The 12,672-nt window shown below is 53.8% G+C and carries 23 protein-coding genes; 3 read left to right on the top strand and 20 right to left on the bottom strand.

Annotated features, from left to right (window positions below; translation table 11 throughout):
* Positions 1–205 precede the first annotated feature (205 nt).
* The 3 genes from DXY31_RS16220 to DXY31_RS17660 form a co-directional block, all read right to left on the bottom strand.
* On the bottom strand, positions 206–478 hold the full coding sequence (locus tag DXY31_RS16220) for a Nif11-like leader peptide family natural product precursor (protein ID WP_114994714.1): 273 nt from the start codon (positions 476–478) through the stop codon (positions 206–208).
* 222 nt (positions 479–700) lie between these two features.
* Positions 701–874 (bottom strand): hypothetical protein, encoded by a 174-nt coding sequence (locus DXY31_RS17220; protein WP_170953749.1) that lies wholly within the window; start codon positions 872–874, stop codon positions 701–703.
* The gene (locus tag DXY31_RS17660; RefSeq protein ID WP_244279880.1) at positions 871–1,029 is read right to left on the bottom strand and encodes a hypothetical protein; all 159 of its coding nucleotides are present in this window, start codon (positions 1,027–1,029) and stop codon (positions 871–873) included. The genes DXY31_RS17220 and DXY31_RS17660 overlap by 4 nt, the downstream gene beginning before the upstream one ends.
* On the opposite strand from DXY31_RS17660, the gene DXY31_RS17765 reads away from it, so the two are divergent.
* Positions 965–1,168 (top strand): DUF3104 domain-containing protein, encoded by a 204-nt coding sequence (locus tag DXY31_RS17765; protein WP_256359645.1) that lies wholly within the window; start codon positions 965–967, stop codon positions 1,166–1,168. The two genes, DXY31_RS17660 and DXY31_RS17765, sit on opposite strands and share 65 nt — an antisense overlap.
* On the top strand, positions 1,162–1,566 hold the full coding sequence (locus tag DXY31_RS16210) for a hypothetical protein (RefSeq protein WP_137025029.1): 405 nt from the start codon (positions 1,162–1,164) through the stop codon (positions 1,564–1,566). The genes DXY31_RS17765 and DXY31_RS16210 overlap by 7 nt, the downstream gene beginning before the upstream one ends.
* Positions 1,567–1,615: 49 nt before the next feature.
* Here the strand turns inward: DXY31_RS16210 and DXY31_RS16205 are convergent, their stop codons facing one another.
* The 16 genes from DXY31_RS16205 to xisR all read right to left on the bottom strand — a co-directional run bounded on the left by DXY31_RS16205 (position 1,616) and on the right by xisR (position 10,841).
* Positions 1,616–1,816 carry a hypothetical protein gene (locus DXY31_RS16205; RefSeq protein WP_114994712.1) on the bottom strand — a complete coding sequence of 67 codons (201 nt, stop codon included), beginning with the start codon at positions 1,814–1,816 and terminating at the stop codon, positions 1,616–1,618.
* 363 nt (positions 1,817–2,179) lie between these two features.
* Positions 2,180–2,542, bottom strand: a complete 363-nt coding sequence (locus tag DXY31_RS16605; protein WP_137025028.1) for a hypothetical protein — start codon at positions 2,540–2,542, stop codon at positions 2,180–2,182.
* A 116-nt stretch (positions 2,543–2,658) separates the two neighbouring features.
* The gene (locus DXY31_RS16200) at positions 2,659–3,030 is read right to left on the bottom strand and encodes a hypothetical protein (protein ID WP_137025027.1); all 372 of its coding nucleotides are present in this window, start codon (positions 3,028–3,030) and stop codon (positions 2,659–2,661) included.
* On the bottom strand, positions 3,030–4,502 hold the full coding sequence (locus DXY31_RS16195; protein ID WP_114994710.1) for a hypothetical protein: 1,473 nt from the start codon (positions 4,500–4,502) through the stop codon (positions 3,030–3,032). Before DXY31_RS16195 ends, DXY31_RS16200 begins: the two co-directional genes overlap by 1 nt.
* Positions 4,502–5,164: a hypothetical protein gene (locus tag DXY31_RS16190; protein ID WP_114994709.1), complete on the bottom strand. Its 663-nt coding sequence runs from the start codon at positions 5,162–5,164 to the stop codon at positions 4,502–4,504. The genes DXY31_RS16195 and DXY31_RS16190 overlap by 1 nt, the downstream gene beginning before the upstream one ends.
* Positions 5,165–5,315: 151 nt before the next feature.
* A complete protein-coding gene (locus tag DXY31_RS16185; protein ID WP_114994708.1) occupies positions 5,316–7,592 on the bottom strand; it encodes an AAA family ATPase in 2,277 nt (758 codons plus the stop codon).
* 285 nt (positions 7,593–7,877) lie between these two features.
* Positions 7,878–8,075 carry a hypothetical protein gene (locus DXY31_RS16175; protein WP_114994706.1) on the bottom strand — a complete coding sequence of 66 codons (198 nt, stop codon included), beginning with the start codon at positions 8,073–8,075 and terminating at the stop codon, positions 7,878–7,880.
* A 230-nt stretch (positions 8,076–8,305) separates the two neighbouring features.
* Complete coding sequence (locus tag DXY31_RS16170; RefSeq protein ID WP_114994705.1) at positions 8,306–8,485, bottom strand: hypothetical protein; 180 nt, start codon at positions 8,483–8,485, stop codon at positions 8,306–8,308.
* Entirely contained in the window at positions 8,485–8,781 is a 297-nt protein-coding gene (locus tag DXY31_RS16165) for a hypothetical protein (RefSeq protein ID WP_137025026.1), read from the bottom strand. The genes DXY31_RS16170 and DXY31_RS16165 overlap by 1 nt, the downstream gene beginning before the upstream one ends.
* Positions 8,778–9,068, bottom strand: a complete 291-nt coding sequence (locus tag DXY31_RS16160) for a hypothetical protein (protein WP_170953747.1) — start codon at positions 9,066–9,068, stop codon at positions 8,778–8,780. Before DXY31_RS16160 ends, DXY31_RS16165 begins: the two co-directional genes overlap by 4 nt.
* A gap of 26 nt (positions 9,069–9,094) precedes the next feature.
* Positions 9,095–9,403: a hypothetical protein gene (locus tag DXY31_RS16155; protein ID WP_114994702.1), complete on the bottom strand. Its 309-nt coding sequence runs from the start codon at positions 9,401–9,403 to the stop codon at positions 9,095–9,097.
* Complete coding sequence (locus tag DXY31_RS16150; protein ID WP_114994701.1) at positions 9,400–9,642, bottom strand: hypothetical protein; 243 nt, start codon at positions 9,640–9,642, stop codon at positions 9,400–9,402. The genes DXY31_RS16155 and DXY31_RS16150 overlap by 4 nt, the downstream gene beginning before the upstream one ends.
* Positions 9,639–10,136, bottom strand: coding sequence for a hypothetical protein (locus DXY31_RS16145; protein WP_114994700.1), 498 nt, complete (start codon positions 10,134–10,136; stop codon positions 9,639–9,641). Before DXY31_RS16145 ends, DXY31_RS16150 begins: the two co-directional genes overlap by 4 nt.
* Positions 10,133–10,357 (bottom strand): hypothetical protein, encoded by a 225-nt coding sequence (locus DXY31_RS16140; protein ID WP_114994699.1) that lies wholly within the window; start codon positions 10,355–10,357, stop codon positions 10,133–10,135. The genes DXY31_RS16145 and DXY31_RS16140 overlap by 4 nt, the downstream gene beginning before the upstream one ends.
* Positions 10,354–10,623, bottom strand: a complete 270-nt coding sequence (locus DXY31_RS16135; protein ID WP_114994698.1) for a hypothetical protein — start codon at positions 10,621–10,623, stop codon at positions 10,354–10,356. Before DXY31_RS16135 ends, DXY31_RS16140 begins: the two co-directional genes overlap by 4 nt.
* Positions 10,620–10,841: an excisionase family protein gene (gene xisR / locus DXY31_RS16130; protein WP_114994697.1), complete on the bottom strand. Its 222-nt coding sequence runs from the start codon at positions 10,839–10,841 to the stop codon at positions 10,620–10,622. Before xisR ends, DXY31_RS16135 begins: the two co-directional genes overlap by 4 nt.
* A 151-nt stretch (positions 10,842–10,992) precedes the next feature.
* Here xisR and DXY31_RS16600 point away from each other — a divergent pair, with 151 nt between their 5' ends.
* Complete coding sequence (locus tag DXY31_RS16600; RefSeq protein WP_137025025.1) at positions 10,993–11,316, top strand: hypothetical protein; 324 nt, start codon at positions 10,993–10,995, stop codon at positions 11,314–11,316.
* Between the two features lie 67 nt (positions 11,317–11,383).
* Here the strand turns inward: DXY31_RS16600 and DXY31_RS16120 are convergent, their stop codons facing one another.
* Positions 11,384–12,562: a hypothetical protein gene (locus tag DXY31_RS16120; RefSeq protein WP_114994695.1), complete on the bottom strand. Its 1,179-nt coding sequence runs from the start codon at positions 12,560–12,562 to the stop codon at positions 11,384–11,386.
* Positions 12,563–12,672 lie beyond the last annotated feature (110 nt).

The following is a 12,672-nucleotide window of genomic DNA, read 5'->3' as shown; positions in this document are numbered from 1 at the left end:
TTTGAGTTGCTCTTCTGACATAGCTATCGGGAGTCTTTAACGGTTATAGCAATAATGCCTTGAAGTGTCTTTCGCTAACAATTAGAGTGCTCAATCGTGCCAGGCATTGAAGGCTGATTTATGAGCTTTTTAGGGGTGATTGAAGAAATAAAAATCCCTGCGGCTACAGGGGCTTTTGCCCCTGTAGCCGGGATAGTGGAGCTGCTCAGCAGCGTGCTTTGACTTTTCCCAAGGCCCCGAGCCAACGAGGGGTCAGAACGAAGCCGAGGGAGGTGTCGGCCCCACCAGCCGCGCCTTCCAGCTCCCCGTCAGAAATCTCTGATTGAGCGTTCTTCAAGTCGTCAACAGAAACACTAAACCCAGCCTCTTTCGCAATCGCAAGAACTGCATCAGCATCAGCAGCTGCTTTGAGCTTCTCCTGCAGGCTGGTGTCTGCTTTGACTTTTTCCAAGAAGGCTTTGAGTTGTTCTTCTGACATGGGTGACTGGCCAGTACAGAAGACTTAGCCATGGCCAGCAGCAGCGTCACCCGTACTCAGAGCACCATCCGGCTTGGCCCTTCTGAAAGGAGCCGAGCAGGCTCTACCATTCGGGGCTAGTACTGGTGTCCTGGTTTTGAGGGCATGTCGATTGATCACGGGGTCTACAACTCGCCCGAGTCAGAGAGTCCGGTGTTTCTTGGCTTTCTCTTCGGTGATTGTTCAATCATCCAGTGGTTGTGAGATTGGGACTTGGGTTGGGTTCTGTTTGTGCTCATGAAACTTGAATCCACCGCTTAATCCGCTGAGTTCATCTTCACTCATCTCTTCCGTAAGTTCTGGTGACTCGTTCTCTTTCTTGTCGTCATTGAGTTTCTTGGCTTGCTCTTCGGTCATTTCAAATCTCCTCTAATGAAATCAGCTGTCCCAGGACATCTTGCTCTACCGCCACTGACACCCTTTGCCTCTTCATCAGTCAACTCTTCCTTGCCCTGCTCTGCCTTAGTTGTCTCTTCCTTGACTTCCTCCTTTTTGCCTTGCTCTTCAGTCATCAGAGTCTCTAAGACTTCCCCCAGTAGTAGCAGCTATCTCGCGTCCGTAGGTACGAGCTTCCAGATCGCCGATGTGGATTCAGGCGTGATCCGCTGGGTCAACGCTGACCTTGTGACCCACATCCTGCCGAGGTGCTGACTGCCATCAACAAAGACCAATGTCACTCAAGTCCTAGATTTGAGAAACAATGGGTTGGTTGGAGTTCACAGATGTATTCAATAGCTCAAACATATAGATCCGGTAGCAAAAGTGGGCAGGCTCCGATTGACGAATATCAATGGAAAGACGGGATCCTTGGAAGGGTTGGAATTAAAAGGGTAGAAACAAAGAGATTCATTCGTTTTGAGCATCTGAGGATTAGACAGAAAGCAGATTTTTACTGGTATTCAAGAAGATCTCATTGGTTTATAAAATTTCCGTATTGCAAAAATGATAAGCAAATATTGATAGCAAATATTGTGTTTTTATTGATCATTCTGCAGCTCTTAGGCCAGGTTATTAGTGCATTGATGATCGCTATTTTCCCAGGTCAATAAAAAGCCCCGCACTTGGCGGGGCTTGCGTTTTAGCGATTGACTCGAATAGTCAGCTTAGTTGTTTGATAATATCATTAGTCTGGTCTCCAACACTTCCGCCCCAAAGTTTGGAAATAGCATTGATCTTGCCTGCAATTGGAACAAAGCCAAAAGCAACGTCAATAACTGTTCCCCAATTCCCCCCTTGGGCTGCTTCGAGTTGATCGTCAGTGAGTTCAATGATTTGGTCTTGGGTGTTGAGTGTAGTCATGGTTTTGAAGTGAGTAAATTGAGTTTGTGAGTTGTGTTGGGGGTGCTGCCCCTCGACTCCTTCAAGATCACAGCCCTTCTGGTGAACCCCACTACACAGCTCTGGTGTAGACCCTGCGAGGTTCTGGTGAGCTTCTGGTGAATAGCTCAGAACACAGTGTTTGAGAGGGCTTAGCTGACCCGGATGCCGGTGACGCCAAGGCTCCAGGGCAATGAAAAACCCCGCACTTGGCGGGGCGTGATTGGTGTGAGGTTGTTTTGTCGGGAGATCGATAGCGACACTCAACGCTCCCTGCTTTTCCCTTTCGGGTCTTGTATAGCTCTCAGCCTCGCTTTCATGGCTTCAGGCTTCCCGACAGTGAGGTCAATAGCACATAACAGTGTTGCCAACCAAAGTGCATGTTGAATTACTATTCATTGCATTCGATCGGATTTGTGCTCGTTGCATCTTGAGTTGTGCTGCTTGAAAATCAGTGAAACATCCTTCGGCAATTGTTCTCTTGAAAAGAAGTCCACCTGTTGTGATTTTGTGATAGCTAGTTCCATCAACACAGCTTCTGCTAACTGCATTTGAACGAGCTTTTAAATTACTTGTTTTTTGCTCAGCCCTGCAAGCTGTCTTCTCAGCTCCAACAAGTCCATTGCAAGTGCTTGCATCAGCAGATGGTGCGATTAAGAAAGAGCCACCGATAACAGCAGCGATAGCGACAAAAGTAGAGAGTTTCATTTGATTGATTCGAGTGTGGAGGTCATCCCTCCTGGACCTCTTCACCATCTCCGGAATCAATCGGATTCACATCACCCATTCGAGTGATCTTCCAGCCGCCTGACTCCCCCGTTGGGTTAGCTCATAGGAATTTCATCCACACCAACAGTCCAAAACACTGGTGCAGCAACCTTGCTCACCTTGCCTTCCCTTTCATCACTCACACCCTTTAACGCCGCGGCATTAGGCCATAACCGCGCTTCCCCATCCAATACCTCCAGCACTTCCTCGCGCCGTACCATCCGCCGAATTGCACCTTCCATTGGTGCAGCAAAACTCACCGTTTTCAGCATCCTTTTAATCCTCACATCCACCCACTGCGGTAACACTCTCATCACCTCCCCATCAATCTCCAACATCTCGCCGTCGTCATCACATAACGCCAGCCCAAACTCAGCCAACGTCACACTTCCGGCCAACCTCACAACATCACCGTTCTGGATATTCATCACCACACCTGCCCCATTCGACTTTTCGCGCTGCCCGTCTTCCACTTAGCCCGCCACCACTGCACGCCATACCTGACCGCATCAAGACTGTGATTCGCACAACCATCAGCAATCCGTTCAACGTCCCTCGGATGCCTCGGCAGCGTCGGCCATGTCGCCATCAGTCCCTGGCACGCCTGCGTCCACATCAGCCATGGCGTCTCAGCATCCCTTCCGGCTGCCTGCAACATCGTTCTGACCAGTGCCAATCCATTGGCCTCCCGTGCATTCATCTTTCCCGCACGCACCAGCGGACACCCAGCAGCTTTGAAGTCACCAGCAGTGCTGCCCCTGTCGCTGCCAGTGGCGTTAAACACCGCATCGTCGGCAACCACCTTTGTGGTCCCTGGCCTCAAGCCCCACCTGGCCAGCCATTCAATAATTCCCACCGCTTGCTCGGCATTGCTCAGATAAGTGCCGCGCGTCCAGTCGCGCTGGCCACCAGCCGTAGAGCTCGCCACATAAAACTCATCCAGCAGCCAGATGCTCCCCTTTGGTGCACCCTCCGGATCAGGCAGGCACAGATACGCCACGGTCGGTGCGCTGCAGCCCCAGTCCATACACACAAACGCTCGCTTCAATTCCTGCTGTGGGATGCCTCCAGGCCGCACATCACGCAGGCTGCGCCGCACACCAAAACTGCTGCCGAAAAACGCACCGGCGATATCGACATCCAGCCGCCCATGCAGCCAGGCATCCAAAAGCGCAGGGTCATCAGCTGCCGCAACCTTGATGTTCCGGATGTACTGATCAATATCCAGATGCTGATTCGAGCTGGCCGTGAAGCTCGCAAAGATCGTGTGTTTGCCCAGGTCCTCTGACCAGAATCTCGATGCTTTCCCGGGTTCGGGATAACCCGCAGGGATTCCATACCGGGCTTGCAGCCATGGATGGGCAGGGCCTCCAGGGTTGCCCAACAGGATGGTCCTCGTCGGCACTCCAGCAGGTCCACGCAGGGTGGCGGAAGCGGTGTCAATGAACGACGCATCGAAGTGTGCACCAACCTCATCATGGACTGCCAGAACGAAACTGCGGCCTTGCAGCCTGGCCAGTGCCTTCACCTGTTCAGCAGGCCCTGAACCCACATAGGCCAACTCCACGCGGCCATAGGGCATGTCTTTGCCACCTAGGCGGAAGGTCAGGTCTGCGCTGCTGTAGGTGGTGCCTGGGAATGCCTGGGTGAAGTAGCGCCACAGCAGGCCCTGCAACTCGGTGAGGCCCTGGAAGGTCTGACGTGTGACCAGTGCTGAAAACTTGCCTTTGAAGTGGGCTGCATCCCTGGCCAGCACCATGGCGATTCCCCATGACTTGCCTGTGCCCCTGGCCGAGATGATGCACAGGTCATCACCGAATGGGCTGTCCAACATCAGCTGCTGGGTGAGCGTCGGTTCCTTGATTTCTGGTGCCTGTGACGCGGGTGCTGTTGTGGTCATCAGAACAGTTCCGGCTGGACACGTTCAGTGCCAGTAACGCCTCCACTAGGCGTAGGTGCTTGCAGTGCTGGACTTGCTTCTGCAGGCATCAGCGTGCATGTGCTCTCACTTTTGCTCTCACTTGCGGCCACATCGACCGTTTCTGACGCACTCCACCGGTCAGTGAAGGAAGCGCCATCAGCAGGGGCAGAAAGCTGAATCACGTTGGCTTGCTGATTCACTTCTGGAGCGCGATCCAACAACCCGCAGAACTCAGCCCAGCGGTTCAGTGATCTGGAGAGCTCACCGGCAATCCGCGGATCGATGCCCTTCTTGGTTTTCACGATGGTGCCGTCTGGGCTGTGGATCGTTTCGATCTGACCTTCCAGGTGCTGTTGCTGAGCGGTGGCGACTAACAGGCCCAGCGTCTGTTTGAACATCCGGTCGATGTCGATTCGGTGCTCTTCAATATCGATGCCATTTTCGAGCGCAAACTTTTTCCCTCTCAGGATTGCGTTGTGAGCAGTCTGCGTGGATTTAATCCCGAGCTCTTCACAGACACCACGAACAGAACACCCATTGAGGGTGAGTTCATAAGCGCGAAGGTCACGTTCAGCGCGAGAAAGAGTTGCGGTTGTTTTATTCCCTCTAGGTCGCTTTTGTTCCACATCCGTTTGCAGCATGACTGCAGTCTAAGGAGCCCAATTTTGCTGATTTTTTCTTCTTTAGTTGCAGCGCAAGGGGTTTGATGGGAAGAAACCATTTCTTCCCCTGTTCTTCCCCTCAGATCCCAGTGTTGATGCCTATAGAAGAAAAGAAGAGACTAATTTTTTTTCATAGGAGCTCCGCTGGTTTACGACGCCAGAGCACCTGACCTTGATAGGTGTCAGCCTCTTTCTGCTGAACGAGCTGATGTTTGGTTCTGAGCTCAGCCAATGATTCGCGCAGCTGTTTATGAGCGTTCGGCTTCCTGGCGCGAGGAGATTCAATTGCTTCCAGGATTTGTCCTGTTGTGAGCCATTGATCAGTGGTGGCTTTATAGGCGTCAAGCTTCCAGCCCGTGAGGCGTTCTTCTGCGGGGCCTTCCTCATCTTCACGACGGAGCTCACGCATTTCGGCAGCAGTGCCGATGAACTCCCAGGTGTTGTGATGACCGTTTTCAAGGATCAAGCGTTGATTGCCAGCGCCACGCTTTTGGGAGGTGAGCACACGGCGTGGGGAATCCTCGTGGAGCTTTTCAATGCCGTGCTCTTTGTGCGTTTCGTATCCGAGGCCAACGAATCGAGAAACAGCACGATCGATGGAGCCATGGCCTGACCCGGAGTAAACGCCAAGGTCACCGGCGGTAGCGGAGCTCTTGTTGGAGTGATGCGTAACGATGCAAGGACAGGTTTGACGTGCCACTTCGATTTGGCGCATCAAGCGCCCAGCAGCTTCATCGGATTCACTGATGCCAGCAGGTAGCACTGCTGAAAGGCTGTCAATGATCAGGAGGCCACCGGGATTGGCCTTGCACCAATTCCTGATTGAACGGAGGCCATCGGCATCAAGGGCAAAGCAACCGCCGGAGGTCTTCAGGTGAATGGCGTTGTGCAGTTTGTATTCGACCTGATCGGTGCCATCTTCAGCAGTGAAGCGTTTGACGATGGTGGCGAGGCCTTGTTCCTCAAGCAGTGCACCCCATTGCTGCCGATCTTGATCAGTACCGACGAGCAAAACCTTCTGCTTTGAACCAGGGCGCAGGTTGCGTCCAACAAAAGTGGTCTGATCGTTGAGATGTGCGCGGATGAGTGCGACTAGCAGGCGTGACTTACCTGCACCGGGCATCCCGACGAGCAGGTTCAGGCCAATGATGAAAATCTCATGCAGCAGCCATTCCTGCTGTGTGGCAACAAAGCTGTTGCCGGGTTCCACATCGGGTTCATATGCAGCAGCGGTCGTGTCGTGCTGTGCATAGAGATCAGCGATGAAGTTGTTGTCTGGCTTGAAGCCAAGGGAATGGGCAACACGCTTGAGTGCTGACTTCTGCTCACGAATGGGGCGGCTGCTGTTGATGACTTCAATGGCCCGTTCATTGAGCAGATTGGACAGAGCAGCATCAATGGCAACTGGGTCACCATTGCCGGAATCTTTGGCAACTTGAATGCGGATGTCCCATTCAGAAGGTTCTGGCTCTCCGGGGTTGTAATCCGGATCTTTGGAGAGGATGACCTGATCAATCCAGGTGATCGGCGTACAGGTAGCGAGGTGCAGCTGATCGCGAAGGATTCTGCGCTTATGGGGTTTGCGTGATGCTGCAGCAATCGCCTTGGCAGCATTTTCAAGAATGGGCTGGTGATCGGGATAGATCACACCCAGTGATTGATAGTCGCTGAAGATTTGCCGGAGATAATCAAACGGCTCTTGGGCGTTATCAATGACCTTCTGGAGCTCAACCTGAGGGTCGAGATTGTTTTGGTTCCAGTAACGAGCCCATTCCTCCATTCCCCACTTGCAATCTTCTGGGATGCGCGGACCGGTGTAGGCGTACGAAACATCAGGATTGCGCGGAAGGTGGGCCATCTTGAGACCCTTTTCCCGGCATTGCTCCACAACAACTGGCAGCAGTGATGGGGAGTGATGAAAGGGAACGTCTGAATCAGAAATGTAAGTTTTGACGGTGGCAGGAAAACGACTGCCGCGAATGTGTGATGGAGCGGTCGCAGCAGCGCAAGGAATGCCGATTAGTGCAGTGCAAGCCAGTGCATCGAATAGCCCCTCTGTAGCGATCTGAGGCGGCTTAGATGGAATCCACGGTTGAGTGGTGGCACCGGGCTTTTGACCGTTTTTACGAACGGCGTAAAGGTATTTCTTGTACCGCTGGTGCTCTTCATCCCAATCGGGTTGATCGGGCTTCAGTGAAACGGTATCGGCGTTGAATTGCAGCTTGAGAGCCCCACCGGCGTTGTCGCGCATGGAGGGAAAACGATCGAGCCAATCTGATTGGATTTGCTCTGGGGATAGAGACTCAAGGACAGCGGGGCGACCATTGGATTTACAGAGCGCGTCGAGGTGCTGCTGGTTAAAACCGCGCTCGTAAACCTTTTGCGCGTGATGATTGTGGAGGCTCAACGGGATCCCTCCATCACCTTGGTGAGCTGATCAACAGCGCGTGATGCCCATCGTGGGCAATGAGGGAACCGATCGATTAATTGATCGATGACTTGTTCTGACAGATCACGGTGATGTTGAGACCAGTGATCCTGAGCAATTTCAGAACAGAGAGTGTCAGCCAGTGCGGCGAGATGTTTCCGCTGGAGTGAGTCATTACCCCGCGGCAGTTTATGTAGAGTTCGAGCAGTCATTGATGCAGTGGCTGGGTAGGTCCGTGGGTGGTGCTTCGGGCCTTTTCCTTGATCAGGCGAGAGCGAGGGCGTCTTCAAACTTCCCTTCTGCTTGAAGGCCGCGGCGGATGTAATGGCGCTGCGCTTCAGAGATGGTTGCAAACAGACCGGCAGCAATTTCAAGCTGCAGGAAATGAACCTCTTCTGGTGAAAGAGAGAGGGAAGTCCGAAGTGTGATTTTTGGGTATTTAGGTGAGTGCGTGTCTTGCACGGGTTGAAGAATTGAACTTCGAGCTGATACTAGAGATTGCAAATCTCTACTCCTGAACACCATGCAAGTGGCTGCAATCCTTTGCTGCTACTTGCATAGAAATTCATTTGATATTTGAGTATTTCTGCGCATAAAAAAAGAGCCCCTGTTGGAGCTCTTTGGTATTGATCGTGATCGTTTGGTTCATCTTTCCCGCTCACGTTTGAGCTCATGAGCTCTACGGATTGAGATCAGCCATTTGGCATTACCTCCTTCATCCACTCATCCATCTCGGCAGCGACCATGAAGCAGTGGCCTGCGAGTTCCTTGCGCCCAGCTTTTTTGGCTTCTGCAGCAAGCAGTTGAACCTGCTGTTTCAAGCCGATGAAAGCGGTTAGGGGAATAGGAAGGCGTTGCAGTTGATTTGCCATTAGGCAGCCCTCCGCTCGATGTTGTGAGCTCGGATTGCTTCGAGCAGCTGCACCTTTCGTGCATGGGCACGCCACTTCGCGGTCCCGATCTTGAGATCACGGGCGTGCTTCAACAGCTCCATCCTGGTGAGTTTCAGGCTGGGCTTTTTCGGACCGAAGGTGGTCCGCACCAATGGTGTTGATGGTGCTGGAGCAGAGGCCTTGGATTGACCGATGGCTGCTGCCAGCTGCAACACCAAGCTGAGACTGGCCAGGCCGAAGGCGACCTGACACAGCGTGATGGTGGGGATGCTCATTTGCTCCCTCCCGGCCAGAGGCATTCGAGAGCCACAGCAAGGAAGCCCTGATGAAAGGCTTCGCAGTGGTCTTCATGCCATTCACCAGGACCGGTCATCTGCCGATGACGGCTGAACTGCTCGCAACCATTGCCGAGGAATGCAGCGGTTGAGGCATCTTCCAGACAGAAGTCGTCAGCGCCCCAATCCCTGGCATCACCGGCACCAACTTCGTGGGGAATGTCCGGATTGATCCGACCATCAGCCACCATCTCGGCGGCAGCTCGAGCCCCGTCTAGGCGGGACATGGCCACGCTGATCACATCAGAGGTTTTCATAATTCGACCCCCCAGCCACGTTCGAAGGCGAGACGATTGGCCTCAGTTTTGAAACCATCAATAAAGGCATCCCAGTGGGAGTCCTCCCAATCGCCCCCGTTATCCAGCACTGTTTGCTGGTAGTGGCGTGAATAATCGCCACAGGTGAAGTGGTCAAAGGCAGCGTCAGAGGCGTTGCCCTCGGCATCTGTAAACGACTTAGGAGTGGCGAAGTGGTTAAACCACTGCTCACCAGCGAGCGTCCCGTCGTAAAGGGAATCCTGAATGGAAAAGGGAATGTCTTTCCCTTTGATGAGGACGCTCATGATTCCACCTCCTCATCAACCATCTGGAGTTGACGGCCATTGAGATTGGCGACCATGCCGCCGGGCATGGCCAGCAACACCTTTTTGACTTCCTCGTACATGAAGGAACCAGCGCCAAGATTCCACCCAATGTCGGGGTAGTTCTCAGCAGACCACCATTGGCGGCCCCGATCAGATTCAGCAGAAATGGTCCAGAAACCAGGAGCCCATGGGTTTGGGGTGCAAGTGATGTCGCTCATGACTTCACCTCCTGAAGGATCAATCCAGCGGCGTCAAGGAACGTGGCAGCCAGCGCGAGATCGTGATGCCAGCGAATACCCAGGGCAGGCTCACCATCGGCAAGATGACGACCGGTGGCGCCTGCATGGTCGAAATAGATAATCCAAACGCGCTGCGATTGCTCACCCAGCTGCTCGATCACCCACTGCATCTCGTTTTGATCAAGCTGGTTATCGAAAAAGGAATCGATGCGTTTCCAATCGCAGCGGTTCTCCAGCCAGTCAGTGTTGATCAATCCAATGGTGCAATCCAGGAAGCCCATGGCGTCATGAGTGAGCTTCTGAGCTGCTGTGATGGCATCGTTCAAATCAATGGATTTGTCCGCCAACCAAGCAACTGAACCGAGCACTGCATCACGGATGGTGCCAGCAGCACCCCCGTAATAAGCGTCTTGGCAGAGGGTTTGGGTGTAGAGCTCACCGAGCTGCTCGAAGTGGGTTGTTGTGGTGGTCATGAGTTACCTCCCCTTTCGTGGGTGTTGATGGAGTGAGGGCCGTCAATCACTGCGTTCAGTTGGTCAAAGATCAGGGCCAAGGCAGCGGCCTGCCGATCGCCATTCATCAACTGGGCTAGATGGTTGATGAGACGAGCGGTTCTGATTTCGTCTTGAGTGAATTCGGGCGCTGGTGCGTTGGCCTCCCTGAGGGCCTCTTTCAGTGTTTTCTTGGTGGTCATTCGATCCCCTCCTGCAGTTCGTCGTTGATTTCCTGGTTGAGAGCCAGAACGTCCCGGTGGAGCTCTGACCAGCGATTGATGAGATCGACCGCTTTGGCTTTGCGTTCAGGCGACATGGCACTAATGCGCTCTGCATCGCGTTCGCCCTGGAACATGTGCGAACCGAAAGCCACCAGTCCGGTCAACACCTGACTGCCGTGCCAATCGGGTGAGGACTTGCGGGCCTCGATCATTGCGGTGCTGTTGATGTCGAAGGTGGAGCTCATGCCACACCTCCAACGGATTTGCGTGCTTCTTCCCAGGCCTTGAGCGTTAGCTCCCGGTCCCAGATCCAAGGTGATTTGTCCGCCGGTGTGCGGCGTTTGTAGTGCCGTCCCTCCTGCCAGGGGGTCTGGTCAGAAGTTCGGTAGTGGTGAATGGTTCGGACAGAAATTCCGAGCTCATCCGCCATTGGCCCTGTCAGGAGCCATTTGTTTTCAGACATTGTTGGCGCAGGAATTAAGCCTGCTCAGTTCTTTTGCCGTATTGCTTGACGATTAACTGCTGAATCCTTGCCATGACTCGCGTTGGCTTCATTCGCCTGTTGCAGTCAATGGCATCAGCAATCTGCTGGCGAAAGATAGCGGCGACATGGGGTGCCTCCCTATCCATTTGCCGCAGAAGTGCTTCATCAGGAACATGAACAGCTGACTCCACCTCGGGAACCGCGTTGCTGTTTCGCCAGTCCCAAGCACAATCCAACAACCATTGCTGTCTGTGCTTTGGAAACATCCCTAAAACGACTTTTGAACCATCGACAGGTGGCGTCGCAGGACCCTGCCAGTAAGGCAAAAGTGGACCCTGCCAGTAAGGCGGTAGAGGTTTTACAGGAGGAGCAATCAGCTGTGCAGCCAATCGAATCTCGACAAAAGATGTTCACGCATCCGATGCAGGGATCACCTGCGATTCATCGGCGTTGACGGAATCTTGGCACGCTGTTGATGGTGTTTGCAACTCTTTGCCTGCACTATTTGTGGATTTGGACGCTTAGACGTGCTCCAAAACAGATTCGCTGCGTGCCCACTCGTAATTGCTTTCGTGAGTGCTGAGGCTGTGGCCCATGGCCAAACAGATCACGTCATTGCGGTGGCCAAGCTGATGCGCACGCAGTGAAAAAGCATTTCTGAAGCTGTAGGGCCTGACCCATTCGCCGCAGTCCGCGTACTGCTGTTTCAGTTCCAGCCAATACTTTTGGCGCTCCAGGAATGTCCGCACCGCGTATTTGTCAGCCAGAGGCGGCAGCGGCAACTGGCCGATGGCCATCGCACCGGACAGGTTCCAATCAACCTGCTCGCCGAAGGCATCTGTCAGGGGCAGAGGCATCAGCCACCGCTGTTTGGTCTTCACCCGGTTGCAGACCTTCTGGTAGGTGCAGAACAGTGCCGGTTGCTTGGTCGTGGGGTGCTGCTTCACCACAAGGTGGTTCAGCTCTTCTGGCCGCAGGCCATAAAGGGCCATCAGCTTGATGGCATTGCGCCAACGGTTGCCAGCGTCGTTGTCGGCAAATGAATCCAGCAGACGCAGGATTTCAGCGTCAGTGATGGTGGCCACGGTGCGGCGTTCAGCCTTCGCGCCACGCAGTTGTTTCACTGCACGGTCGGTGAGAGTCCAGCTTTCTGGTGGCAGGCCGCATTCCTCAACGCCGAACTCAAGGAACAACCGCAGGCACTTGATTGCCTTGCCCCTGTTGGTTGGCATTTCGGCCCAAGGTTCAATCAGGCGGATGGCCAGTGCCCTTGCATTGGCCGGTGGCGATGACGTGCCCATCAACAGAACAATGCGATCCAGAAACGGCTGATAGTTGCGCTTCCAGCTGGTTTCGGTGACAGGTGCCAGCACTTCGCGGTCAGCTTGGAATTTCTCCACCAGCACTGGCCATTCACTGGTCACTGTTGGACGTGTGGCCGCGGCTGGCTGAGTGGACTTGGCGACCGCATCCCGCAGGTCAAACCCTTCACCCACCAACTTGTGCAGTTCAGTGATCAGCTGCACTGTCTCGGGCACGGTGTCGGCAGCCCAGGCGGTTGGCAGCGTCACGGTCGTGGCGGTGGTGCCTCCCTTGCCGGAACGAACGCTCAGGAAGACCTTTCCCCGCATGTTGCGGACAGACCAGCCCTTTGGGCAGCTGTTGCGAAGTCTGGTGATCCATTTGGCCGTGTCAGCCATTGGGTGAGAGCAATTAGGCGTGGGTCAAATATAAGCACATAGTGAGAGCAGGGTGAGAGCAAACCCCAAAACTCCTCGAAATACAAGGCAAACAAAAAATCCAGCTACAG

It is taken from the genome of Synechococcus sp. UW179A (genome assembly GCF_900473965.1).
In the GTDB taxonomy this organism is placed as follows: domain Bacteria; phylum Cyanobacteriota; class Cyanobacteriia; order PCC-6307; family Cyanobiaceae; genus Synechococcus_C.
The sequence above is the reverse complement of the archived record's forward strand: the minus strand, read 5'-3'. Positions and strand labels throughout refer to the sequence as shown.